We start from the raw sequence: 23,075 nt of genomic DNA, 5'->3' as shown, positions 1-23,075 counted from the left end.
CGGTGTGCTCGGCAACGACGGCCTCGTCGGCAGCCTCCTGGGCCATGACGGCCTGGTGGGCAGCCTGCTCGGCGGCCTGTCGGGCGGCAGCAGCCCGGTGGCCAACATTCTGGAGCCCGTCACCAGCGTGACGAGCGGCGTGACCGACGCGGTCGCCCCGGTGGTGTCCAACGTGCTCGCACCGGTCACCGACATCCTGGCCGGTGCCTCGGGTTCCTCCTCGCCGGTCGGCGACGTGCTGGGCGGCGTCACGCACGCTGCCACGCCGCTGGTGACCGACGTGGTGACCCCGATCACCAGCCTGGTCGAGCACAGCCCGGTCGGCGGTGCCCTGGCACCCGTGACCAACATCCTGCACGGCCTGCTGGGCTGATCCAGAACATCGAAGGAGGGGCGAGGGAGTCGCTGCACCCGGGACAGGCCACCACCGGCCTGTCCCCCGAAAGGATTGATATGAAAAAGAATTTCCGGATACTGACCATCGTCGCCCTCGGCGCAGCCCTCGTGGGCTGCGCGGCCCCCAAGACGGGCCGCGACGACGCGACTTACTACTACTCGAACAAGGCCACCACCGCGGTGCCGAAGGTGGAGCCGGCCCCGGCCCCGCCGCCGCAGAACGGCCCGGCCGGCGTGGCGAAGATCGTCTACTTCGACTTCGACAAATACAACATCCGCGCGCAGGACCGCCAGATCGTGGAGGCGCATGCCAGCTTCATGAGGAACCGGCCGGCGAGCCGCGTGGTGATCGAAGGCAACACCGACCAGCGCGGCGGGCGCGAGTACAACCTCGCGCTCGGACAGCGCCGCGCCGAGTCGGTGCAGCGCGCGCTCACGCAACTGGGCGTGCCGGCCGAGCGCATCGAGGCCATCAGCTGGGGCACGGAGAAACCCGCGTCCCTCGAACTCACCGAGGAGGGCTATCAGCTCAATCGCCGGGCCGAATTCAGCTACCGCTGAACCGGACCCCCGCGATGATTTCGACGGCCGTCCCCGGCACGCGCACACGTCATCCAGGCGAGAGCCGATGACGGGCGCGACCGGTCTCCCGCATCCGAACGGGGCCGAATGATGTCCTTCAAAGACCAGCTCCACGCCTGCCACGAACGCCTCGCGTCCGTGTGCGCTGCACTGCCGGCGCCGTACCCGGCGTTCACGCTGTTCTTCTCCGTGAGCGACGGCTCGCAGCGCGCACATGTCGTGCACGCGCGCGCCGCCGAATTCGAGACCGCCTGGCGCGAAGGCGCGGGGCAGGTCGAGCAGTGGGTGCGCGAACGCGGCATCGTCTCGCCGTGGCTGCGCATCGACTGGGTCGAGGGCGCGAGCCCGATGGACTGGGCCCAGTTCAAGACCCAGCTCACCGCCGTCAAGCGCAACTACTTTCGCCTGGGGCTGGCCTTCGACCAGGACTTCGCGCTCGCCTTCACCGAGCAGGAGCTCAACGCCAACGCCATGCTGTGCGGCGACTCGACCATTCCGCATTCGGTGGTGAACCCGCGCAACTTCGAGGTCTACGGCCAGGCGCGCTTCGAACGCACGCCGCCGCTGGACATGCCCGCCGACCAGCCGGTGTACCTGCTGGCCACGGTGGGCGTGTTCTGCCAGCCCGACGGCGTGGTGCACAAGCTGGTGGGCACGGGGCTCGACGCGGGCCGCCGGCAACTGCCCGCGCTCAACCCGCAGCCGGTGCTCGACCTCGTGCGCAGCGGCGCGTCGTACCTGGCGCGCCAGGTGCAGAGCGACGGCCTGTTCGTGTACGGCTACTTTCCGTGCTTCGACCGCCGCATTCCGACCTACGACGCGATGCGCCACGCGAGCACGCTCCACGCCATGCTCGAGGCGTGGGAGCTCACGCGCGACGAGACCCTGCGCTTCGCCATCGACCGCGCGCTCGACCACCTGGCCGGCGTGCTGATCCGCGACTACACGCTGGCCGACGGCCGCGTGGTGGCGTTCCTGGTGGACACCGGCGGCGAGATCAAGCTCGGCGGCAATGCGGCCTGCGTGCTCGCGCTGGTGAAGTACTGCGAGCTGATGGACACGCGCCACTGGCTGCCGCTGCTGGAGAGACTCGCGCTGGGCATCGTGTCGCTGCAGGACCGGGCCACCGGCCGTTTCAGCCACGTGCTGCACGCCGCCGACCTCACCGTCAAGCAGGCCTCGCGCATCGTCTCTTACGACGGCGAGGCGGTCTTCGGCCTCATGCGCCTGTACGGCCTCACGCGCGAGCCGCAGTGGCTGGCCGCGGTCGAGAAGGCCTTCGAGCATTTCATTGCCAGCCAGCACTGGCAGGCGCACGACCACTGGCTCAGCTGCTGCGTCAACGAACTCACGCACTGGAGCCCGCAGGAGAAGTACTTTCGCTTCGGCCTGCAGAACGTGGCGGGGTATCTCGACTTCGTGCTCGACCGGAAGACCACCTTCCCGACGCTGCTCGAACTCATGCTGGCCGCGCAGCAGATGCTCCAGCGGCTCGAAGGGATGCCCGCGATGCGGCACCTGCTCGACGAGCTCGACACCGAGAAGTTCTACCGCGCGCTCGACTACCGCGCGCACTACCTGCTCAACGGCTTCTTCTGGCCCGAGATGGCGATGTACTTCCGCCGGCCGTCGTCGGTGGTGGGGTCGTTCTTCGTGCGCCATCATTCGTTTCGCGTGCGCATCGACGACGTCGAGCAGTACGTGTCGGGCTTTGCCGCATACCACCGCTACCTGCTGGAGCGCCGCGCCGGCTCCGGCCTGAACGGCAACGGAAATGGCAATGGCAGCGCCAGCAGCAGCATCAGCAGCGGCACCGGCAACGCCGGCACGCGCGACGACGGCGCCGCCTGGACCGCCAGCGAGATGGCGCGCGTCACCGGCGGCGAATGGGTGGTGCGGCCCGACGACGGCTGGCGCGCCACCGGCGTGGCGCAGCGCTCGTACATGCGCAAGGGCCGCGTGGTGTTCGACCACCAGGCGCGGGCCTCGAAGACGCCGCTGGCGGCCGTCACGCTCAAGGGCGTGCTGCAGCCGGCCGCCGCGGTGCTGTGCACCGACCCCAAGCCGCACCTGGACAAGCGCGTGCCCGTGCTCAAGGTGGGCAACGTGCTGCAGGCCGTGCTCGAGCTCGGCGACCATGCGCGCGCCGAGTTCACGGGCCGCGTGTGCGGCGTGCTCGGCAGCGGCGCGAATGCCGCAACCGGCGCGATGGGCTCTGGGAGCGGCACGGGCAACGCCATGGGCAGCGGCGCCACCAGCGGCACCGTCGCCGCCATGCTGGCCGGTGCGCTCACCGTGTGGGGCGAGGTCGGCCAGCCCGAAGGCAGCATCAGCCTGCCGTCGGGCATCGCCTGGAACATGACCTGCATGCCGCGGCATGCGGCCTACTGGGTGCTCGAGATGGGCGCCTCGCAGATGCCCGCGTCGGCACAGCTGGTGCGCCCGTCGCTGATGGTGGTGACCGGCCTGTCGGCCGCGTCGCAGAAGCACCGCGGCCCTTCGGAAGCCGCCGCGCGCATGGACAGCCGCATCTTCCAGGCCATGGCCGCGGGCGGCAGCGTGGTGCTCAACCGCGACATGCCCGAGTTCGCGGTCTTCGCGCAGGCCGCGCTGGCGCAGCAGCTGCAAGTCCTCACCTACGGCGAACACAGGGACGCCGACGTGCGCCTGCTCGCCTTCGACCACGGCGAGGTGCAGGCCCTGGTGGCGGGCGAGCCCTTCCAGCTGCGGCTCAACGCACCGGGGCGCCACATGGGCGCCAGCGCGGTTGCCGCGCTCGCGGCCCTGCAGGCACTGCGCCTGCCACTGGGCGCCGCGGTCGAACCCTTCGCGCACTTCGAGCCGCCGGGTGGCCGCGGTGCGCTGCACACCATTCACATCGGCGGCGGCAGCTTCAAGCTGATCGACGAGACCTACGACGCCAACCCGAGCTCGATGCGCGCCGCGCTGGAGCTGCTGTCGCAGGCCCCGTGCGAGCCCTCGCGGCGCGTGGCGATCCTCGGCGACATGCAGGAGCTCGGCCCCGCCGCGCAACGCCATCACCTCGACCTCGAGGCCGAGCTGCTCGCCTCGCAACCCGACCGCGTGCTGCTGTGCGGCCCGATGATGCGCGCGCTGCACGCACGCATCCGCACCAAGGTCCGCTCGCACTGGTTCGTCGACGTGTCGGACCTGTCGACCGCGCTCGGCGGGCTGCTGCAGCCGGGCGATTGGGTGCTCGCGAAAAGCTCGGCCGGTGTCGGCCTGTCCCGCCTGGCCCGGGTTCTGAAAGCACTCCCATGAGATGGACCGCACTGATGCAACCGAACTTCGAACACGAGGCCGCGCCGCGCATGCAGCGCCAGGCCAAGCGCTGGTGGCTGGGCTGGATGCAGCTGCTGTGCGCATGGGTGCTGTGCATGCTGTTGTGCGCCAACATCGCATTGGTGCTTGCACAGGGTTTGCCCGAGGGGGCACGCGAACAGACAAGGGAGAAGTCGTCAGGGAAGCCGGTCGGTTGCGCGGTCACGGGAAGCCCCGCGCAACACGGACCGGTGCAAGTGGAACGGGCCGGTCCGATGAAGGCGCACATGACGTCCTGCCGAGTGATCGGCGAGTGAATTTTTGCCTTGTAACAACGGGGTAACAGTTGATAATGAAGCAGGCGTCATTGCCCGACGGATCGGCCCTTTTCCATGATCAAGTTCCTCTTGCCCAGTCAGTTGGTCGCCGACACGCCCGAAGAGCCCGGAGCCAGCCCGTACGCGGGTGCGCTGAACGAGGCGTTTCGCGCGGCCTACCCGCTCGTGAAGAGCGCGGCGTGGCGTTCGTTGCCCATCAGCCTGTTCGGGCTGCTGCCGTCGATCTTCCTGCTCCAGGTGTATGACCGCGTGCTGTCGCGCAGCGGCTTCTCCACGCTCGCCGCGCTGGTCAGCGGCATCCTGTTCTTCCTGTGCATCGAGTTCTGGTTGCGCTCGCGCCGTTCGCGCCTGCTGCGCAATGCCGGCGCCATCATCGACCACGGTGTGTCGGCCGCCTTGCTCAACTCGATGCTGTCGCGTCCGCTGCGTGCGCTCGAGGCGCGGCCCGCGTCGTCCTGGCAGCTGTACTTTCGCGACGTGGGCTCGGTGCGCGGCACCGTCACCGGCGGCCTCGCGCAATCGATCTTCGACCTGCCGATGGCCTTCTTCGCGCTGGTGGTGATCGGCATCGTCGCGCTGCCGGTGTTGCCGGTGGTGGCGCTGTTCCTGGCCATCATGTCGTTCCTGGCGTGGTGGTGGGCCGACGAAGTGCGCTCCGGGCGCGTCGAGGAAGTGCAGCGCGGGCGCGGCCTCGACCGCATGACCTCGGAGATCTGCCACGCGCGCGAAACGCTCAAGACGCAGTCCAACGACGGCCCCACCATCGAGATGTGGCGCCAGACCTACAACGCCTGGCTCACCGAGAGCTTCACCAAGAACGGCCAGATCGAAACCACGCGCGACGGCACCACCGTGCTGCTGACCGTGTTCTCGGTGGTCGTGGTGAGCGTGGGCGCCATCTCGGTCATGGAGCAATGGATGACGGTGGGCGGCCTGGTGGCCTCGAACATGCTGGCGCTCAAGGCGCTGCAGCCGGTGGCCGGGCTGGTGTCGAACTGGCGCTCGCTGGCCACCGCGAAGGAAGCGGCCAAGCGGCTGGAGAACGTGCTGCGCGAGCCGGTCGAGAAGCCGCCCACGGGCATGACGCTGCCGCAGCCGCTCGGGCGCATCACCTTCAACGACGTGAGCTTCAGCTTCACGGGGAACTCGCAGCAGCCGGTGCTGGAAAACGTCGACCTCGACATCGGCCCCGGCGGCCTGCATGTGATCGTCGGGCGCAACGGCGCGGGCAAGTCCACGCTGGTGAAGCTGCTGTCGGGCCTGTACGCGCCCACGCGCGGGATCATCAGCATCGGCGAGTACGACCTTTCGCAGTTCGGCCGCGAAGAGCTGTCGCGCTGGATCAGCTACCTCTCGCAGGAGGTCTACTGGTTCGGCGGTGCGCTGATCGACGTGATGCGCCGCGGCGCACCGGGCCAGAGCGACGAGCAGATCGTCTCGGCCTGCAAGCTCTCGGGCGCGCACGACTTCATCTCGCGGCTGCCCGACGGCTACCGCACCACGATCGGCGAAGGGGGCACCGGCGTGTCGGTGGGCGAGCGGCGCAAGCTCGCGCTGGCCATGAGCTTCCTGCGCAAGCCCTCGGTGCTGGTGCTCGACGAGCCCAGCAACGACCTCGACTTCCAGAGCGAGCGCAACCTGCTCGCCACGCTGCTCGCGGTGGCCAAGGTGCGCACCGTGGTGGTGGTCACGCATTCGCTGCGCATCGTCTCCGCCGCCAGCGTGGTCTACCACGTCACGGGGCAGGGCAACGTGGAGCAGGGCACCGCCGCGGTGATGGTGCCCAAGCTGTTCGGCGTCAAGAAGCCGCTGGTGGCGGTGGGCGACCCGGACGACAGCGCCGCAGCCGCGGCTTCACGCTCGATGGCGTGACGCCGCTTGTCAATGAAGAGTGACCGAGGACGAGACTTGAAATCAGATCTGCCGCAGATTCTTCAGGAAGAAAACGAGAAGCGCGCGGCCCGCAACTCGCCGCAGGGCAGGCGCAGGCGGTGGCTCATCGGCGGCGCGGTGGGCGTGCTGGCGCTGATCGGCCTCGGCTTCCCGATGGAAACCGTGGTCGTCGCGCCGGGCCGCGTGATCCCCTCGGACCGCGTCAAGTCGATCCAGCATCTGGAAGGCGGCATCGTCAGCAGCGTGCTGGTGAAAGAGGGCGACAAGGTCAAGCAGGGCCAGTCGCTGGTCGAGATCGACCTGGGCGGCAGCGGCCTCAACCTCGAGGAGCTCACCGCGCGCAATGCGGCCACGCAGGCCACGCGCGTGCGGCTCATCGCCGAGAGCCGCGGCCAGCCGCTCAAGCGCGAATCGTTTGCCACGGACATCGACGAAGCCGTGTTCGAAGGCGAGACCGGCGCCTACCAGGCGCGCGCGCTCGAGCAGCGCGGCGTGATGGCCGGCGCCGTGTCGGGCCTGGAGCAGGCGCGCAGCAAGAAGCTCGAGCAGGAGGCCAAGGTCAAGGGCCTGGGCGACCGGCTCGCGCTGATGCAGAAGGAGCTCGAGATTTCCGAACAGCTGCTCAGCGAGAAACTGGTCGGCCAGGTCGAGGTGCTCGAGAAGCGCCGGCAGGCCGAGGGCGTGCGCAGCGAACTCGCGGTGGCGCGCCAGGGCGTGATCTCGGCCAACGCGTCCATCACCGAGGCGCAGGCCAAGATGGCCGAGGCCGAAGGGCGCTTCCGGCGCCGCGCGTCCGACGAGCTGGCCACAGTCGAGCGGCAGTTCGCGAGCCTGAGCGAAGACCTCGCGCGCGCCCGCACCCAGCGCTCGCGCACCGTGGTGAAGGCCCCGGCCGACGGCATCGTCAAGGGCCTGCGCAACTCCAGCCCCGGCTGGGTGGTGAAACCCGGCGAGGCCATCCTCGAGGTGGTGCCCGACGAGGACGAGATCATGGTCGAGGCGCGGCTCAACCCCAACGACCGCGGCTTCATCGAAGTGGGCCAGCAGGCGCGCGTGAAGATCACCGCCTACGACTACCTGCGCTACGGCGCGGTCGACGGCAAGGTGAAGCTGGTGGCCGCCGACGCCGACCGCGACCCGGCCATTGCGAACGGCGCGCCGTACTACCGGCTGCTCATCAGCATGTCGCAATCGCACGTGGGCCGCGACGAGAACCGCATCACCTCCGGCATGGAGTCGGAGGTCGACCTGCGCGTGGGCACCGACCCGTTCATCTGGTACCTCCTGCGGCCGGTGCTCAAGCTGCGGCGCGAAGCCTTCCGCGAACCATGAAGTACCGCACCTCGCTCGACCGGCGCCGCATCGGCCCCGGCGTGGTTTGCGCAGCACTGTGCGCGAGCTTCGCGCTGTCTCCAACGGCTTTCGCGCAATTGCAGGCGGATGCGCAGGAGCTGCAGCAGCCCGGCCCTTCGCTGATGCTCGCGCGCCGGCTGTCCCCGCCCTCGCTCGGCGCGGCCAGCTACGCCGCGCAGGTGAAGCAGGCGCTCATCGTGCTGTCGCAGGACTACCCCGAGGTGCAGACCGCGCAGGCCGCGGCCAACACCAGCGGCTACGGCGTCGATGCGGCCAAACAGGCGCGCTACCCGCGCTTCAAGCTCGGCACGTCTTCGGGCAACTACAACAGCGGCGAGAAGGGCGCGAAGACGCAGAGCTACACCGTGCTCACCGCCGAGGCGCGCATGAGCCTGCTCGACGGCGGTGCCCTGAGCGCCGCGCAACGCGCCGCCGAGGCCGGCAGCCAGGCCGACGACGAGGCCGTGGTCACCACCTCGCAGAAGGTGGTGCTGGACGCGCTCACCGCTTATTTGCAGGTGCAACGCTTCGACCTGAAGAAGCAGATCGCGCACCGGGCCACCGAGGTGGTCGCCGAGCTTTCCAAGGCCGAGGCCCGCCGCGTGCAGCTGGGCGTGACCGGCGACAACGACCTCAACATGGCCGCCTCGCGCCGTGCGCTGGTGGCCGCGCGCGAGTCCGACTTCGCGGCGCAGCGCGACGAGGCCATTGCCAAGTTCCGCAACTACTTCAAGTTCACGCCCAACGCCGAGTCGCTGCCCGTGCTCGCGGCGCCGCCGCAGTGGCGCATCGCTTCGCAGGACGAGGCGCTGCGCCGCGCCGAGGCGCGCAGCACCGAGATCGCGGAGGCCCAGGGCCGCATCGAACGCGCGCGCGCATTGGCCGACCAGCAGGACGCGAGCCTGTACCCGACGCTGGACGCCGTGGTCGTGAAGAGCAAGGACCCGCGCGGCGTGTCGCCGCAGGACCCGACGCGCGCCGCGCTCGAACTCAACTGGAACTTCGGCAACGGCTTCGACCGGCAGCTGCGGCTGCGCACGGCATTGGCCGAAGTCGCCAACCAGGAAGCCAAGCTCGAGGGCGTGAAGCTCAACCTGTTCGAGCTCACCTCGGCCTCGTGGTCGCGCACCGTGTCGGGCCGCGAGCGCGAACGCCAGCTGATGGAAGCCGTGAGCACCGCGGGCCAGGCCTTTCGCGGCCGCCGCCGCCTGATGGAGTTCGGCCGCGAGACCCTGCCCAATGTGCTCGACGCGCAACTCGACTACTACACGCTGCTGTTCGACTACATCGACGGCGTGTTCGACCTGCGCATTTCGGAGCTGCGCCTGGCGCGCACCACAGGTGAGCTGCGCATCGACCCCGCGAGCCCGAACGGCTGGATCGACCGCCTCTTCGGCGCGCCAAGCCGCCAGGTGCTGACCGAGGACGGGCTGCTGGGCGCGCTGTGCATCTCGAGCAACACCGCATGCGCGAGCGAGCCGGTGGCCGAGCGCACCGTGGGCCCGGCGGGCGCTGCGCCCGCGCTGCGCAGGACACCGCGCCTGTCGACGCCCTGAGGCCTTGATGCCGATCCTTCGGCCCCGGCGTCGGCTCGGGCCCTGAGCCGGCGTCAGGCGTCTTCGGGGATGCCCGGTTCGCCGTCGAGGATCTGGTACTTGCGCATCTTTTCCCACAGCACCTTGCGGCTGATGCCCAGGTGCTGCGCGGTGTCCTGGCGCTTCCAGTCGTTGATCTCCAGCGCCGCGATGATGCGGTTGCGCTCGCCGCTGTTCCAGCCCTTGCGGTCGTTGCTGCCGTCCAGCGACGCACCGCCGCCGCCGCTGCCGTTCATGCCGCCGCGCTCGCCGGAGAGCGAAGGTGTCGGCGTTCCGCGCGTGAGCGCGATCGCGCGCTGGATCAGGTTCTGGTCCCAGCAATGCAACTGGCGCGCGATCACGCCCACGCGCTCCGCGAGGTTGCGCAGCTGCCGCACGTTGCCCGGAAAGTAGGTCTCGGCCACCGCGTCGCTGAGCCAGTGCGGTGTTTCGCCGAGCACGTCGAGCTCGGCGCCGAGCACGTTGCTCAGCAGTGCCTTGAAGATCGCGATCTTGTCGACCTCGCCGCGCTCTTCGAGGCTGGGAATGTGCAGCTCGATCACCGCGAGCCGGTAGAACAGGTCGGCGCGGAACTCGCCGCTCGCCACCATCTCGCGCAGGTTGCGGTTGGTGGCCGCCACCAGGCGGAAGTCCACGCGGATCGGCGCCGTTGCGCCGAGCCGCGTCACCGCGTTGTCTTCGAGCACGCGCAGCAGCTTCACTTGCTGGTAGCGCGGCAGGTCGCCGATTTCGTCGAGGAACAGCGTGCCGCCGGTGGCCTGCTCGAAGTAGCCGCGGTGCGCGTGCACCGCGCCCGTGAACGAGCCCTTGTTGTGGCCGAAGAACAGCGACTCGAACAGCCCGTCGGGAATCGCGCCGCAGTTCACCGCCACGAACGCGCCCTTGCTGTAGTGCTTGTGCCCCAGGTGCAGCTGCTGCGCGATGCGCTCCTTGCCCACGCCGGTCTCGCCGCGCACCAGCACGCTGTGGTCGCAATCGGCGAAGGCGCCCACTTCGGCCAGCAGCGCCTTCATGGCCTCGGAGTGCGCCACCAGCACGTCGGGCGCCTGCGGTGCCACTTCGCGCGCGCGCAGCTGCCGCACCAGCTTGGCGACCATCGTGCGCAGCTCGGCGCAGGTGAAGTCGAAGGGCAGCACGTGCAGGTACTCGGGCGGGTAGGTGCGCGAGTCGCGCTCGCGCGAGCCCGCGGCCACCCAGATCACCGGCATGCCCTGCAGCCGCTCGGTCGCCTGCGCCAGGCCGCCGCCGTCGATCACCGTCACGCTGATCACCGCGACCGAAGGCCGCGCGGCCACGCCGCGCTCGGGGTCGGGCGTTGCCAGGCTGTCGGCCCGGATCACTTCCACGTCGAAGCTGGCCATGCAACGCGCGATGCGCTCGAGGATGTCGGCTTTGCCTTCCCAGACAAAGAGGTCGAGTTCGTCGAAATTGGCGCCGCTCATAGGGATCGATTCAATAAACCAGTTGTGCGCCGCCCTGGCACGTGAGCCGTGCACCCACTTCGGTCTTTGCGAGATCGATGCCGAGCGCGGTGATCAATGTGTTCACCAGGGGGTCGAGGAGAGGCGAGAGAACCGAGGAGATCACCTGGCGCAGCAGACCGACGACCACGTCGATGGTGCTGCCGATTCCCACCAACAGGTCGCCCAGCGCACTGTCGACCGAGGGCTTGTACATGTGGATGTCGATGCTTGCGAGCGTCTGGCTCAGGCTGCCCACGAGGTTGCTCGCGACGACGGGCTGGTACGGCGTGGGCAGCTGCGCGGCCGAGATGTCGGGCAGGTTGCCGTCCGCGGGCGCCGCGAACTGGAGCGTGTCGCTCGAGCCCAGCACGGGCGTGTTGGTCATCAGGCCGATGCCGCCGCCGGCAAAGGCCTGGCGATCGGCCGTGTTCTTGTCGGCGACCCAGGTGTTCCCCTTCTTCCACGAGTAGGAGCAAAGCACCAGGCAGGTCTTCTTGACAGTCAGCGAACCGATATCGACCAGCGGAATGGGCTCCACGTTCGGCGGGTCCTTGCTGGAGAAGGCTTGCTTGGCGGCGTCCGCGGCACTGGTGCCGATCTTCCCCACGCGCAGCGTGGCGGCCGAGGTGTCCGCAATCACGGACAGCGTCTTGCTGCCGTCGGCGGGGCAGCTGTATTTGTCGACGCGCGCCTTGCCCGCCGCCACGTCGAGGTTGATGTCGATGCGAAACGGCGACGACACCAGGCGCAGGTCGGTCACCTTGCTTTCGCATCCGATGCAGATCACGTTGCTCAACACACCCACCAGGTCCAGATGCAGAAGGCTGTTGAGCAGGTCGGTCACGGGCTGCGTGAGCTTGAGCACCTCGTTGACCAGGTTGGTAATGCCGGTCAGCGCGCTCGTGAAATCCACCGAAATGAGCGCACGCACCTGGGCCGTTCGCACGCGAATGCCGTTCTCGCCCATCGGGTCGAGCATGGCCAGTTCCGGGTTGCCGATGGCCGAGGTCTGCGGCGGCTCGATGACCTTGACGGTGGTGACCACGTTGGCAAGGCCCAGCAGGTTCGAGGGAGCGCTGAGCGACACGGCATTCTGGCTGTTCGCCAACTGGACGAACGCCTGGGTCAGCTGGAACGCCTGCAGGTTGAGGTCCAGCGCGCTGCTGGGCGTGCCCGTGGCAACGCCGAGAATCTCGGCAACGCTGAGCTGGACATTGGAGACCTGGGTCGTCAGCCCGACCATGTCGTTGAAGCCGCTGAGGGCCACGCCCGCCAGCGCGCCGTTTTTCTGCAGAACCGTTGCCAGTGCCTGCAGCAGCTTTCCCGCCGTGACCTTCGAGTTGAGCACCTGCTCGTACTGCCCCGCCTGCAGGCCGACCTCGAGCGCAATCGCATCCAGGAACGACAGCAGGTTGACCTGGGTGGTCACGAGGCCCTGCCAGCCGGCCACGGTGAGCGCCACGCTGCCGCCCAGGAGCTTTCCGAAGACGGCGTCCAGCAGTGCGGACTTGCTGGCATCGACGGCCAGCAGCGTGCTCCGGATGCTGAGCACCGCCTGCGGAATCGACTGGTAGGCGACGGCTGAAACGACGATCGAGTGCTGGGCGTTTCCGGTGAACGAGAGCGGCAGCATCGACGGGCGCCGCGTGATGGAGACGCGCACCGCATTCAGCTTCTCCCCGGCATTCGGCGCGCCGAAGTGAATGGGGGGCGCACGAAACACCGGGTCCCAGTTGCCGCACTCCACCTCGGCGTCCGTCAGCGGATCGACGCCGACCGGGAAATTCTTCGCCGCGTTGGCCTTGGCCGCTTGCTGTGCGGGGCTGCAGGCGGAGGGCTGGAGTGCCTGGGCTCCCGCCAGGGCGGCAAGGTCGACTGTCTTCTGGAGCTCCCGCTTCATGAAGAACAGATAGCCGAGCTCCGTGCTGATCAGAACGATCAGTATCAGGCTCATGGCGATGGCCGTGTTGACCACGATCGAGCCGCGATGCCGTTGGCGGGATGATTCCGATGGGTGTCTCATGTCGTGCCTTTCAGGACGGAAGCACGGCGGTTGTCTTGCCGGTCAGTGTGTCCGGCATCCAGCGGCTGGTGTCCAGGAGAGGCAACGAGGGCAGCAGGCGGTTGGCACTGTACGGATAGGCCACGGTCACGACCGCGCCGGTGGCGGGTGACGAACCTCCCGCGCCCGTGAGCAGCACGCTGACGTTCACGTGGGTCTTGATCCAGCCGAGGCGGCTTGCCATGTCGGCATTGCTGGCCTCCGGCACGACGAGCGAACCCGCCAACGATTCATGGATGATGCTCTGCACCCGCTGCGTGCGAATGCTCTCGTCGGAAAGACCCATCATGGAAGGCTGCGACAGCGCGCGCGCACCGTCTTCGGCAGCCCGCGACACGGCCTGCTGCACGTACAGCACCGAACCGAAGGTGGCGATGCCGTAGATGACCAGGAACAGGAACGTGAACGTGAACGCGAACTCGATCGCTGCAACGCCGCGCTGGCGATACGGGCCGCACCGGCCGTTGCCTGCGAGTCGGGCCTGTTGCAGTGCCATCGTCGGGTGCTTCCTCACGGCGACCTCCCGTCGAGCAGCATGCTCGCCTTGGCGACCAGTGTGTCGGGCACTGCGAATGCCGGCAGCGGCGGCAGCATGTCCTTCAGGCCCGACGCCGTGATGGTGACCACGATCTGGCAGCGCTGTTCCCAGAGGATGCTGCACACACGGGTGGCCGAACAGTCGTTGCTCGCCACCTGGCAGATCCTGGCGTCCACGGTGGGCGCAACGGCCAGCAGGCCGCTGGCCTGGTCGCGTGCGACGTCGTGCGCCTTGGTGGCTCGCGTGGTTGCGCTGACCTGGTAGCGAAGGGCAGCGCGCGCGCCGTCCTCCGCGGCGTTCTGCAGGCCGAAGCGGATCGCGAAGAGAACGCCGTAGCAGATGATCGCGTAGAGCAGCGTGAAGAAGATCAGGAACACGACGGCGAACTCGATCGCATAGACGCCGCGCTGGTGGCGCGGGTTCGTCCGGGGGCGCGAGAGTCTCATGGCGTTCCGTGATTCGAAGGGCAGGGCGCGCAAGCGCTACCGGCTGCCGCTCGAGCTGTTGCCGCCGGTCTTGACGGTGGAGTTCAGCCGTTCGGGAATCGGGTATTCGAAGCTCTTCAGGTAACGCTCGTAGCTGCGGCGCGCGACATCGCCCGCAATCGGCCGCGCCGTGGGCGATGCGATCGCGCCATCGCGTTGCCATGCGAGCAAGCTCGTTGCGGCGTCACCCACCTGCAGCGGCGGCGCTTCGTCGTACAGCGCATCTTCCTCTGCCGTTGCCTGGGGCATGCCGTCTTGTGCGGGTGCACCCGCGTTCTGGGCGGCGGGTGCCGCCGGACGCGCTGCATCGGCCGATGCCGCGGCCACCGGCTTCGCCTCGACCGCGGCTGGCGCGCCCTGTGCCGAGGCGATGGTGGCGATCAGCGCGAGAGAGATTCCGGCCAGCGGCCAGTCGGCGCGCAGTCGGGGAAAGGTGTTCTTCATTCTGTACCTCGTGAGATCGAACTGCGGGAAGTCGCTGCGCCTGCATTGGCTTGCTGGCCGCCCATGCCGGGCCAGCGCGCGGCCTTCAGCTTGAGCGGCGTCGCGTTGTCGTCGGGGGTCGAGGCTTCCACCTTCACTGCCCGCGGTGCCGGCTGCACTGCCGCGAGGGGCGCGGTGCCCAGCTGTCGTGCGCTTTCGCGGATGGCAGCGCGTGTTGCGGGCGACATGCGATGGACTTCCATCAACGCATCGGCTTGCGCCTTCTGCTGCGTGACTTCGAGGTACAGCGCAAGATTGGCTTGCGCCTGGGGATTGTCGGAGCGCAGTTGCAGGGCCTGCATCAAGGGCAGGCGTGCCTGAGCGATGAATCCGGCGCGCAGGTTCGCGTAGCCCAGGTCGCTCAGCAGCACGGCATCGGTGGGGTTGCGGCGTTGCGCTTCCTGCAGCAGTGCAACCGCCGCGGGATAGTCGCCGCGGCCGCCCGCCAGCAGACCGAGCCCGTGGTAGCCGGCGCCCTCCAGGGGCGTGCCGATCAGGCGCTTGTAGGCCGCTTCGCTGCCTGCGGTCTCGCCGGTCTGGCGCAACGCGTCGGCACGCATGCGGCTCGATTCGGGAGACACGCCCCAGCGCTGCTCGAGTGCGTCGATGTGTGCGAGCGAGGCGAACCACAGGCCGTCCGTCTGCATCTGCTCGACCAGCTTCATGTAGGTTGCAACGGTGTCGATGCTCGCCGCGTTCTTCTGCGTCGCGGCGGTCTCCGCGGCCATTCGCTGTTGCGCATCGGCGGCCGCCGGGTACAGGCCCTTGGGCCCGCCGCAGCCGGCCAGCGCAAGGAGAGCGACGAACAGCGCGCCGGTGTACCTGGCGTCTTGCAGGAATGAGTTCATTTGGACATGGCTCCCAGTGAACGGATGATGGCGATGAAGCCTGGGCCGGCGGTCACGATCACGAGGGCCGGCAACAGCGTGCTGACCATCACGCCGGTCATCTTCACCGTGATCTTGCCGATGCGCGCTTTCATCTCCGACTTGCGGTGCTCGCGCAGCCGGTCGCTGAAGATGCGCAGGGGTTCCTGCACGGCGCCGCCGTGGCGATCGACCTGCACGAGCAGGGAGACCATGCCCGCCAGGTTCTCGTTGGCGTGCAGCGTGCCGAGGCGTGCAAGCGAATGCTCTCGGGTGCGGCCGCGGCTGTACTGGCTGTTGGCGAGCGTCAGCTCGTAGCCCAGCACAGGCATGACGTGCGCGAAATCGGTGGCCATGATCTGCAGGCTCTGGTCGAGGCTCAGCCCCACGCCTTGCAGCAGCCGCAGCAGGTCGATGAAAAGCGGCAGCTCATGCGCCACCCGCTCGCGCCGCTTGGCGGCCATCCGGCCTAGCAGCCATTTCGGGAGCATGAAACCGATGGCGATGCCCGACGCCGCAATGATCGTGAGCTTTCTCGTCGATACCTCTCCGGGCCAGAACAACAGCGCCACCGTGGGCAGCAGGATCGCCAACCCGACACGCGTCACCAGGAAAACGAGCTGGGACCGCGCCGAGGAAAATCCGCATTGGTCGATCAGGCGCCGGTCTTCGTCGGCGACCAATGCCTTGCCGAGCCGGCTGTTGAGCCAATGCAGCGGCAGGTCGGCGTCCGCGCGTCTTGCGGCCTCGACCTCCGACAGTCCATCGACGGCCGGCAGGACGGCCGCATCGTCGCGGTGAAGCGCGCGGCCGATGGCCTTGCCGCGCTGCGCGCGCCGGAACTCGTTGACGAGCAGCCCGGCGGCCGCGGTGCAAAGGCCCAGTGCCAGCAGCATGAGGCTGCCGATGGCGAGCTGCGTGGGAGTGAACGTCATGTCAACCTCGCCAGGCGATAGAGCAGCACGGTACCCAGCAACTGCAGGCCCACCGCGCCGAAGATCATCATCTGGCCTGTGGGGTCGTGCCACATCCGCAGGAAGTAGCCCGGGTTGGAAATTATGATGAAGCCGCCCACGCCCAACGGCAGCAGGCCGAGGATCCACGCCGACAGCCGTGTCTCGGCCGACATGGCGACGAGTTCGTGCTGGGCTTGCTCGCGGTCGCGCATGAAGTTCGCGACGCGCTCCAGCAGCAGGTCCGCGCGGCCGCCGTAGCGCACGCCGAGGCCGAGGATGGATGCCAGGAGGTACATCTCCTCCACGCGCACGCTGGCCGCCGTCTGGTGCAACGCACGGTCGAGGTCCACCCCCGCGCGCACGAGGTTCGCCGCGCGTTCGAGATAGTGTTGCAGTGGCGCCTGCGTCGACGGAATCGCCAGCTGGAAGGCCGCCTGCGTCGAATTGCCGATGGTGATGAGGCGCACCATCGCATCGATGAACGTGGGAAGCTGGCTGACCAGGTGGCGGCGGAACTTCTGGAGCCGAAGCCACAGGCCGAACACCGACAAGGCCAGCAGGACCACGAACGTGCCGACGGCGCTGATCCATCCGGCGAGCGAGCCGGCCACGGTGCTCAGGGCCAGGATCAGGACGGCGGCCAGTGCGATCAGCTGCACCGACACAGCGCCTTCCAGCCAGGACGGCAGCAACGCCTGGAGGCGTGCCTTTCGGTTGGGCACCACCGGCGGCTCGCCGTCGGCATTGATCCACGGATCGGCGGCCATGCCGTTGCCGGGCGCGTCGATGAACGAGGTGCGTGGCGAAGCCGACAGCGAAGCCTCCACCGCAACGGCCACGGCCTTGGCCTCGAGCTGCTGGGCCAGATGGCGCTGGACCGCTTGCCGTTCCTGGCGCCCGCGCGCCCATTGCCAGAGCAGCATGCCTGCCGCTGCGAGCAGCAGCGCAAGGCACAGGATGCTCAGCAGGATCTCATCCACGACGATCCCCTTGCGCGCGCGTCATCAGCTGGCGGAAGCGCGTGATCTTCGGCGAGTGAGGCGCAATGCCCAGGGAGATCCAGCGGTCGCGTTCTTCGCCGTCCGGCGACACGATCGGGTCGTAGCGGTACAGCTCCTGCATTGCCACGACGTTGTCGTTGACGCCGGTGATTTCGCTCAGCGACACGATGCGCCGCTGGCCGCCCGACATGCGGCCGATCTGCACGATGAAGTCGATGGCGTTGGCAATCTGCCGGCGCAGGCTCACTTCGCTGCCCTGGTAGCCCGCAAAGCCCGCAAGCATCTCCAGGCGGTAGAGGCATTCGCGCGGCGAGCTGGCGTGGATGGTGCCCATCGAGCCTTCGTGGCCGGTGTTCATCGCCTGCATCATCTCGATGACTTCGGCGCCGCGCACCTCGCCCACGATGATGCGATCCGGCCGCATGCGCAGGCTGTTGCGCAGCAGGTCGCGGATCGAGACCACGCCGGTCCCGTCGAAGCCGCCGGGGCGGCTTTCGAGGCGCACCACGTGGGTGTGGCCCAGCGAGAGTTCGGCCGTGTCTTCGATCGTGATCACCCGTTCGGCCGGCGGGATGAAACTCGCAAGGGCGTTGAGCAGGGAGGTCTTGCCCGAACTCGTGCCGCCGCTGACGAGGATGTTGCAGCGCGAGCGCACGGCGATCTCGAGCAGCTGGGCCATGCCGGCATCGAAGGTACCCAGCTTGACCAGGTCCGCGGGCGTGAGCGGTTCCTTGCGGAACTTCCGGATCGACACCGAGAGCCCGTCGATGGCCAGCGGCTCGATGATGACGTTGATGCGCCCGCCGTCGGGCAGCCGTGCATCGACCATCGGGTTGGCTTCGTCGAGCCGGCGGCCCAGCGGCGCGAGGATGCGGCGCACGATGCGCATCACGTGCTCGGTGTCGGCGAATCGCAGCGTCTCGCGTTCCAGTATGCCGTTGCGCGACACGTACACGTTCGTGTGGCCGTTGATCAGGATGTCTTCGACGGCCGGGTCGTTGAGCAGGTCCTCCAGCGGCCCGAAGCCCGCCAGTTCCTTGGTGAGCGCATCGGCGATGAGCTGCATCTCGCGGTCGTTGATCGGCACCCGGCGCAGGCGCACGAAGCTGTCGACTTCCAGTTCGACGAACTGCTGTATCGATGCGCGCGACCAGCGGCCGAACTCCGCGCCGAGCTCCTCGATGCGGCTGAGCAGGTGGTCGTGCGTCCAGCTCTTGATGTCCTGGAACTGCTGCGAATTGATGAATGCCTGATCGTCGTCGGCAAATTCGATATCGGTGGACATTGGCTCAACTTTCGTTTGAACTCTTCCAGAGCCCGGTGATTTGCGACATCAGTGCAACCCAGCGCTGATCTTTCGCCGGCGGTTGGCCCGACGCGGCCATGTACTGCTGGTGCAGGCTCCGGGCGAGGCCCGTGACGGCCTGCGCGTAGGGGTCGTTGCGCGAGGTCCGCACCAGCATTTCGCCGCGGCTCGCCGCGGCGAGCAGCTGCGCGCTGCGAGCGGGCAGCACATGCAGCAGCGGCAGCTCGAGGCGCTCGGCAATGTCCTTCGCCGACAGGCCGACGTGGCTGTCGAACTTGTTCACCACCAGCGAGAGCTGCTCGGTCTCGATGCCGCGCGCGCGGAGCTCTTTCAGCAAGTTGGCAGTGGAGACGATGGCGCCGATGCTCTGGTCGCACACGACCCAGGCCTGCTGCGCTTCGCGCAGCGTCTGCGCGATGAAGTCGATGGTCGAGAAGCCGCCGAGATCCGCGATCTGGAAGTCGAAGAAATCGGCAAGCCTCTTGATGAGCGCGACGGAGTCGGCGTGCGAGATCTCGCGCACTTGCGCGAGGCTCGCGGGCAGCGGCAGCACGGCCACGCCGCTGGTGTGGTGCGCCAGCGCGGTGTGCAGCAGCGTCTGGTCCAGCCGCCGCAGGTTGCGCACGCCGTCGACAAAGCTGAACCCGCTCTGCGTGTCCAGGTACAGCAAGCCGTCGCGTGCGGGCAGGCCCAGGTCGAGCAGGGCCACGCCGTGCCGCGTGGCGCGCGACGGCGGCCGTGCGGGTGCCTGGGCCAACTGGGCGTTGAGCATCAATGCCAGGCTGGTGGCCAGCGTGGTCACGCCCAGGCCGGCACGCGCGCCCAGCAGCGCGAGCGTGCTGCCACGGCTGCCGCCCTGCAGGCTGCTGCGCCGCTCGAGCAGCGTTTTCAATGTGCTCACGGCCTCGGCCGGCGCCGCCGCGACGTCGACGAAATCGTCGACGCCTGCGCGCAGCGCCGCGAGCATCGCAGCGGGTTCGGCCGACGTTCCCATGGCAAGCACCGGCAAGGCGGGCCAGTCCCGTTTCAGGCGCTGGTGAAGCTGGCCGGCACCGGCCATCTGCTCGGATGAGAAGTCGATGAATATGGCGACGGGGCCGAGCAGCGCGATGCGCTCGTCGATCGACTGGGTGTCCGGGGCAAGCACGACCACGGAGCCCAGCCGTCCGAGCGCATCGGTCAGCCACGTGATGTGGCTGCCGTTGCTCGAGGCGAACAGGTAGGTCTCGGCGCCCGTTTCTGGAATGCTGTCGCGTGGTGCGTTCATGAGGTCAGCATTTCTGGCGTTCAAGCCGGTGTCTCTTCAGCGCGAGAAACCAGGAAGCGCGGTGTTGGCTGCGCCACCCAGGAAGATCGAGCGCCACACCGCGCCGTCGCGTTGTTCGGCGGTGCCCGGCAGGAACGGCGTGAGATCGGTGTTGCGGGCGATCGGCTTGACCAGGTGCGGCGTCACCATGATCACCAGCTCCTTCTCGCTCATCTGGTACTTGTTCTGCCTGAAGAACGAACCGAGAACCGGGATGTCGCCGAGCAGCGGCACCTTGTCGACATTGGACGACGTGGTGCGGCTCACCAGGCCGCCGATGACGAAGCTCTCGCCGTCTCCGAGCTCGACGGTGGTGTCCGCGCGGCGCGTGGTGATGGCGGGAACCGCAACGCCGTCGATGCTCAGTGCGTTGGTGTAGTCGAGGTCGCTCGCTTCCGGCGCGATTTTCAGGACGATGCGTTCGTTCGACAGTACGGTGGGGGTGACCGACAGGCCGATGCCGAACGGCTTGTACTCGATGGTGGTGGCGCCGAGGCTCTGCGGCACCGGAATCGGCAACTCTCCGCCGGCCAGGAAGCTCGCGCTCTGGCCGGACATCGCCACCAGCGTGGGCTCGGCCAGCACGCGGGCGAGGCCGTTGCCTTCGAGCAGGTTCAGCGTCAGCGACATGCCTCGGCCCTTGTTGGCATTGCCGAAGCCCAATGCAAGGCTGAATGCATCGGCCAGCACGCCGCTCGGCGTGCTGTTGCTGAAGCTGAAGCCGTGGCTGTTGGGGCCGTAGGAGGAGAGGTTGAAGCCCGCTTCCTTCAGCACGCTCCGGCTGAATTCGACGACCTTGACCTCGACCTGGACCGTGTGGCTGCGAACGTTGACGACGGAGCGATCGACCAGCGCAGTCTTGTCGTCGGTGCTGGAGAGGGCAACGTCGGTGGCTTGCTGGTGCGCGGGAAGGCTGTCGGTGGAGCCCGTCAGCACCGCCGCGCGGCGCCGTACTTCGACGGCATACGTGGTGGCTGCGGCATTGCCTTTTTCCCAGACCATCAAGGTCGTGCGGCCGGCCGCCTTGCCCGTGATGATGAGTCGCGCGCCGGCGGAGCCCACCGCCTTGCGCGTGAGCGTGACACCGACCACCGCCTCGTCGGCGATGGCCATGCGGTCGATGCCCTTGTCGACCAGCAGTTCCTGCTGGGTTCCCGCCTGCATCACGAGCGGCACGGGTTGCTGACGAGCCGCAGGGGTTTTCGTCTCGGGGCCTGCGGCCTGCGAGAGCGGCGTCAGGAGGCTGAAGGAGGTCAGGCACAGCGCAACGAGCGCGAGACGAAACGGGGGCCGCCGATTCCTTGCGGATTGGCAGGACAGGTGCGGCATGTGTTTTCTTTCTTGAACTTGGACGGTCATGGGGTCTGGCCGATCAATAGCGCATGGTTTCGCTGCGCTCGCCGCGGATCACTTCGACTTCGGTGCCTCCCCGTGCGGAAGAGGCGCCGCGAGGGCCCGGGGTTGCCGGCGCTGCGTTGCGGGCCACGGCGTTCGCGCGGCGCGCGCTGTCGGCCGTGCCGCCGGAAACGAAATCCACCGCGGCCAGGCCGGCCTGTGCCTTGTCCAGCCCTTCGAGAGGGGCGCGTCGCGGTGCGCCTGGCTTGGCGGGCGCAGGTTGCAATGCGGTCGGCAGCTCCGCGAAGAGCTTGGGATCGGGTTCGGCCACGTCGTTCGGATTGCGAAGTGCCAGCAGCAGCCGCCCGCTCGATTCGCCGATCGTCAGGCGATTGACTTCGTCGACCGTGACCGCCAGCACGGCGGTTCTTGCGGCTTCCGTGCGTTGCGCCGGCGGTTGTGCCGTGCCGGCCTTGGCGTCCGCGCCCTTGGGCGGCAAGCCGTCGACGGAGGCACTGCCGAATGCCAGTACGCGCTTGCGTGCGAGCAGCAGCCGCGCCTGGCTCCGGTCGATGTCCTTGCTGTCCGCCTTGAGCATCACGAAGACGTCGACGAAGTCGCCGGGCTGCACCTTGTTGCCGACGCCCATGATCTCGTCGGCCTTGACGGCCACCGCGCGCTCGCCTTCCGCCACGCGCAATGCGAGTCCCGAGACCAGTTGGCCCTGGAGCAGCGGCGTGCCTTCGCCGAGGTCCATCACCGGCACGCGGCCGACGGCGTCCGATGCGTCCTGGAAGGCGCCGGCGGGATTGATCGGCAGGCGCTCGACACGCAGCGCGTTGGCAGCAATGGGTTGTCCCGCCGGCAGCGGCTTCGATGCCACGACCACCGCATAGGTCATCACCACCTGGGTCTTTGCGGGAACCGCTGCCGCGGCCGTTGCCGTCTTTTCAGGCGCAGGGGCCTGGCGGCTGAGCATCCATGCATAGCCGCCGAGCGCGATGGCAAGCAGCACGAGGATGGCGGCGACTATCTTGGTGAGATGGATCATGAGCGGCGTGTAGAAGAAGGAAGGTAGGCAACGGAAATCGGACCACCGGCGGCATTGCCGCGGCGCGTGCGATCAACTCTGTCGCCCCCAGATCAGCCATGCCGCGGTGGCCAGCGCCAGATAGGCTGCATAGGGAACGACACGAGCCCGGCGCCCGGACGGCGCCGTGCCGTCGGCAGCAGGGCGTTGGTGCGCGAGCATCAACGCGAGCCGGGGAAACACGGGCCAGCGGTGCAGCGCCAGCCAAAGAATGCCGTGGAGGGCGGCAATGAGGCTGCCGCCGACCCAGATGGGGATGAGTGCCATGGGGCCGACCCACAGGCCGAGAGCGCCTGCGAACTTCACGTCGCCCGCTCCCATGACGCCTGCGGCGTGGAAAAGCAGGAGTGCGCCGAATCCAACGGCGAAGCCGAGCAGTGCGTCCGTCCAGCCGAGGCCCACGGGCTGATGCCCGAAGGCGAGTTGTGCGAGCGCCGCCGCGGCGCCCGCCAACACGAGCCAGTTGGGAACAGTGCGCCTGCGGAAGTCATGGACGGCAATCAGGGCCAGCCAGATCAGCAGGACGGAATCCGCGCGCAAATCAATCCTTGGTGGGAAGCTTGCCTCCGATATACGCGAACATATCGATCAGCGCCTTGCCGATACCGGTGGTTTCGGAAAAGATCCCGATCAGGATGATTGCCATCAGGCCCGCAATAATTCCGTATTCAATTGCGGTAGCACCTTCTTCATCGCGCCAAAAACGAGCAATAGAGCTGAGCATGATTTCCCCTTCCAGGAAGTG

The 23,075-nt window shown here is 68.2% G+C and carries 20 protein-coding genes and 1 pseudogene; 7 read left to right on the top strand and 14 right to left on the bottom strand.

All coding sequences use genetic code 11. From position 1 onward, the window contains the following. The 7 genes and pseudogenes from BM013_RS41315 to BM013_RS25040 all read left to right on the top strand — a co-directional run. Nucleotides 1-373: pseudogene (locus tag BM013_RS41315) on the top strand (hypothetical protein); the annotation flags it as partial. An 80-nt stretch (nucleotides 374-453) separates the two neighbouring features. Beyond that, nucleotides 454-957, top strand: a complete 504-nt coding sequence (gene pal / locus BM013_RS25065; protein ID WP_093130384.1) for a peptidoglycan-associated lipoprotein Pal — start codon at nucleotides 454-456, stop codon at nucleotides 955-957. A 111-nt stretch (nucleotides 958-1,068) separates the two neighbouring features. Beyond that, a complete protein-coding gene (locus BM013_RS25060) occupies nucleotides 1,069-4,260 on the top strand; it encodes a glutamate ligase domain-containing protein (RefSeq protein WP_256221677.1) in 3,192 nt (1,063 codons plus the stop codon). Nucleotides 4,261-4,274: 14 nt separating this feature from the next. Further along, nucleotides 4,275-4,577, top strand: coding sequence for a hypothetical protein (locus BM013_RS25055; RefSeq protein ID WP_177206600.1), 303 nt, complete (start codon nucleotides 4,275-4,277; stop codon nucleotides 4,575-4,577). Nucleotides 4,578-4,652: 75 nt separating this feature from the next. Continuing rightward, nucleotides 4,653-6,470, top strand: coding sequence for a peptidase domain-containing ABC transporter (locus tag BM013_RS25050; protein WP_093130381.1), 1,818 nt, complete (start codon nucleotides 4,653-4,655; stop codon nucleotides 6,468-6,470). Between the two features lie 36 nt (nucleotides 6,471-6,506). After that, on the top strand, nucleotides 6,507-7,823 hold the full coding sequence (locus BM013_RS25045; RefSeq protein ID WP_093130380.1) for an HlyD family type I secretion periplasmic adaptor subunit: 1,317 nt from the start codon (nucleotides 6,507-6,509) through the stop codon (nucleotides 7,821-7,823). After that, nucleotides 7,820-9,400 carry a TolC family protein gene (locus tag BM013_RS25040; protein ID WP_093130379.1) on the top strand — a complete coding sequence of 527 codons (1,581 nt, stop codon included), beginning with the start codon at nucleotides 7,820-7,822 and terminating at the stop codon, nucleotides 9,398-9,400. The genes BM013_RS25045 and BM013_RS25040 overlap by 4 nt, the downstream gene beginning before the upstream one ends. A gap of 53 nt (nucleotides 9,401-9,453) precedes the next feature. On the opposite strand, the gene BM013_RS25035 is transcribed toward BM013_RS25040, so the two are convergent. From BM013_RS25035 to BM013_RS24970, 14 genes are all read right to left on the bottom strand, one after another. Then, entirely contained in the window at nucleotides 9,454-10,881 is a 1,428-nt protein-coding gene (locus BM013_RS25035) for a sigma 54-interacting transcriptional regulator (protein WP_093130378.1), read from the bottom strand. Nucleotides 10,882-10,891: 10 nt separating this feature from the next. Then, nucleotides 10,892-12,925, bottom strand: coding sequence for a TadG family pilus assembly protein (locus BM013_RS25030; protein WP_093130377.1), 2,034 nt, complete (start codon nucleotides 12,923-12,925; stop codon nucleotides 10,892-10,894). 10 nt (nucleotides 12,926-12,935) lie between these two features. Then, the gene (locus tag BM013_RS25025) at nucleotides 12,936-13,460 is read right to left on the bottom strand and encodes a TadE/TadG family type IV pilus assembly protein (protein ID WP_093130376.1); all 525 of its coding nucleotides are present in this window, start codon (nucleotides 13,458-13,460) and stop codon (nucleotides 12,936-12,938) included. 14 nt (nucleotides 13,461-13,474) lie between these two features. After that, a complete protein-coding gene (locus BM013_RS25020) occupies nucleotides 13,475-13,948 on the bottom strand; it encodes a TadE/TadG family type IV pilus assembly protein (protein WP_093130375.1) in 474 nt (157 codons plus the stop codon). A gap of 36 nt (nucleotides 13,949-13,984) precedes the next feature. Then, entirely contained in the window at nucleotides 13,985-14,431 is a 447-nt protein-coding gene (locus BM013_RS41850) for a DUF3613 domain-containing protein (RefSeq protein WP_256221676.1), read from the bottom strand. After that, on the bottom strand, nucleotides 14,428-15,318 hold the full coding sequence (locus BM013_RS25010) for a tetratricopeptide repeat protein (protein ID WP_093130374.1): 891 nt from the start codon (nucleotides 15,316-15,318) through the stop codon (nucleotides 14,428-14,430). Before BM013_RS25010 ends, BM013_RS41850 begins: the two co-directional genes overlap by 4 nt. Beyond that, on the bottom strand, nucleotides 15,315-16,232 hold the full coding sequence (locus BM013_RS25005) for a type II secretion system F family protein (RefSeq protein ID WP_371280810.1): 918 nt from the start codon (nucleotides 16,230-16,232) through the stop codon (nucleotides 15,315-15,317). Before BM013_RS25005 ends, BM013_RS25010 begins: the two co-directional genes overlap by 4 nt. 35 nt (nucleotides 16,233-16,267) lie before the next feature. Further along, on the bottom strand, nucleotides 16,268-17,272 hold the full coding sequence (locus BM013_RS25000) for a type II secretion system F family protein (RefSeq protein ID WP_256220043.1): 1,005 nt from the start codon (nucleotides 17,270-17,272) through the stop codon (nucleotides 16,268-16,270). Then, nucleotides 17,265-18,578, bottom strand: a complete 1,314-nt coding sequence (locus tag BM013_RS24995) for a TadA family conjugal transfer-associated ATPase (protein ID WP_093130372.1) — start codon at nucleotides 18,576-18,578, stop codon at nucleotides 17,265-17,267. Before BM013_RS24995 ends, BM013_RS25000 begins: the two co-directional genes overlap by 8 nt. A gap of 4 nt (nucleotides 18,579-18,582) precedes the next feature. Further along, the gene (locus BM013_RS24990) at nucleotides 18,583-19,866 is read right to left on the bottom strand and encodes a CpaE/TadZ family protein (RefSeq protein WP_093130371.1); all 1,284 of its coding nucleotides are present in this window, start codon (nucleotides 19,864-19,866) and stop codon (nucleotides 18,583-18,585) included. A 36-nt stretch (nucleotides 19,867-19,902) separates the two neighbouring features. Beyond that, nucleotides 19,903-21,069, bottom strand: coding sequence for a type II and III secretion system protein family protein (locus BM013_RS24985; RefSeq protein WP_371280808.1), 1,167 nt, complete (start codon nucleotides 21,067-21,069; stop codon nucleotides 19,903-19,905). A 208-nt stretch (nucleotides 21,070-21,277) separates the two neighbouring features. Next, nucleotides 21,278-22,291: a Flp pilus assembly protein CpaB gene (cpaB, locus tag BM013_RS24980; RefSeq protein ID WP_093130369.1), complete on the bottom strand. Its 1,014-nt coding sequence runs from the start codon at nucleotides 22,289-22,291 to the stop codon at nucleotides 21,278-21,280. A gap of 72 nt (nucleotides 22,292-22,363) precedes the next feature. After that, the gene (locus BM013_RS24975; RefSeq protein WP_256221675.1) at nucleotides 22,364-22,870 is read right to left on the bottom strand and encodes an A24 family peptidase; all 507 of its coding nucleotides are present in this window, start codon (nucleotides 22,868-22,870) and stop codon (nucleotides 22,364-22,366) included. Between the two features lies 1 nt (nucleotide 22,871). Further along, nucleotides 22,872-23,054 (bottom strand): Flp family type IVb pilin, encoded by a 183-nt coding sequence (locus BM013_RS24970; protein ID WP_093130368.1) that lies wholly within the window; start codon nucleotides 23,052-23,054, stop codon nucleotides 22,872-22,874. Nucleotides 23,055-23,075: the final 21 nt, after the last annotated feature.

Origin of the sequence: Variovorax sp. OK605, assembly GCF_900115445.1 — a bacterium.
In the GTDB taxonomy this organism is placed as follows: Bacteria; Pseudomonadota; Gammaproteobacteria; order Burkholderiales; family Burkholderiaceae_C; genus Variovorax.
This window is presented reverse-complemented; position numbering and strand designations above follow the sequence as displayed.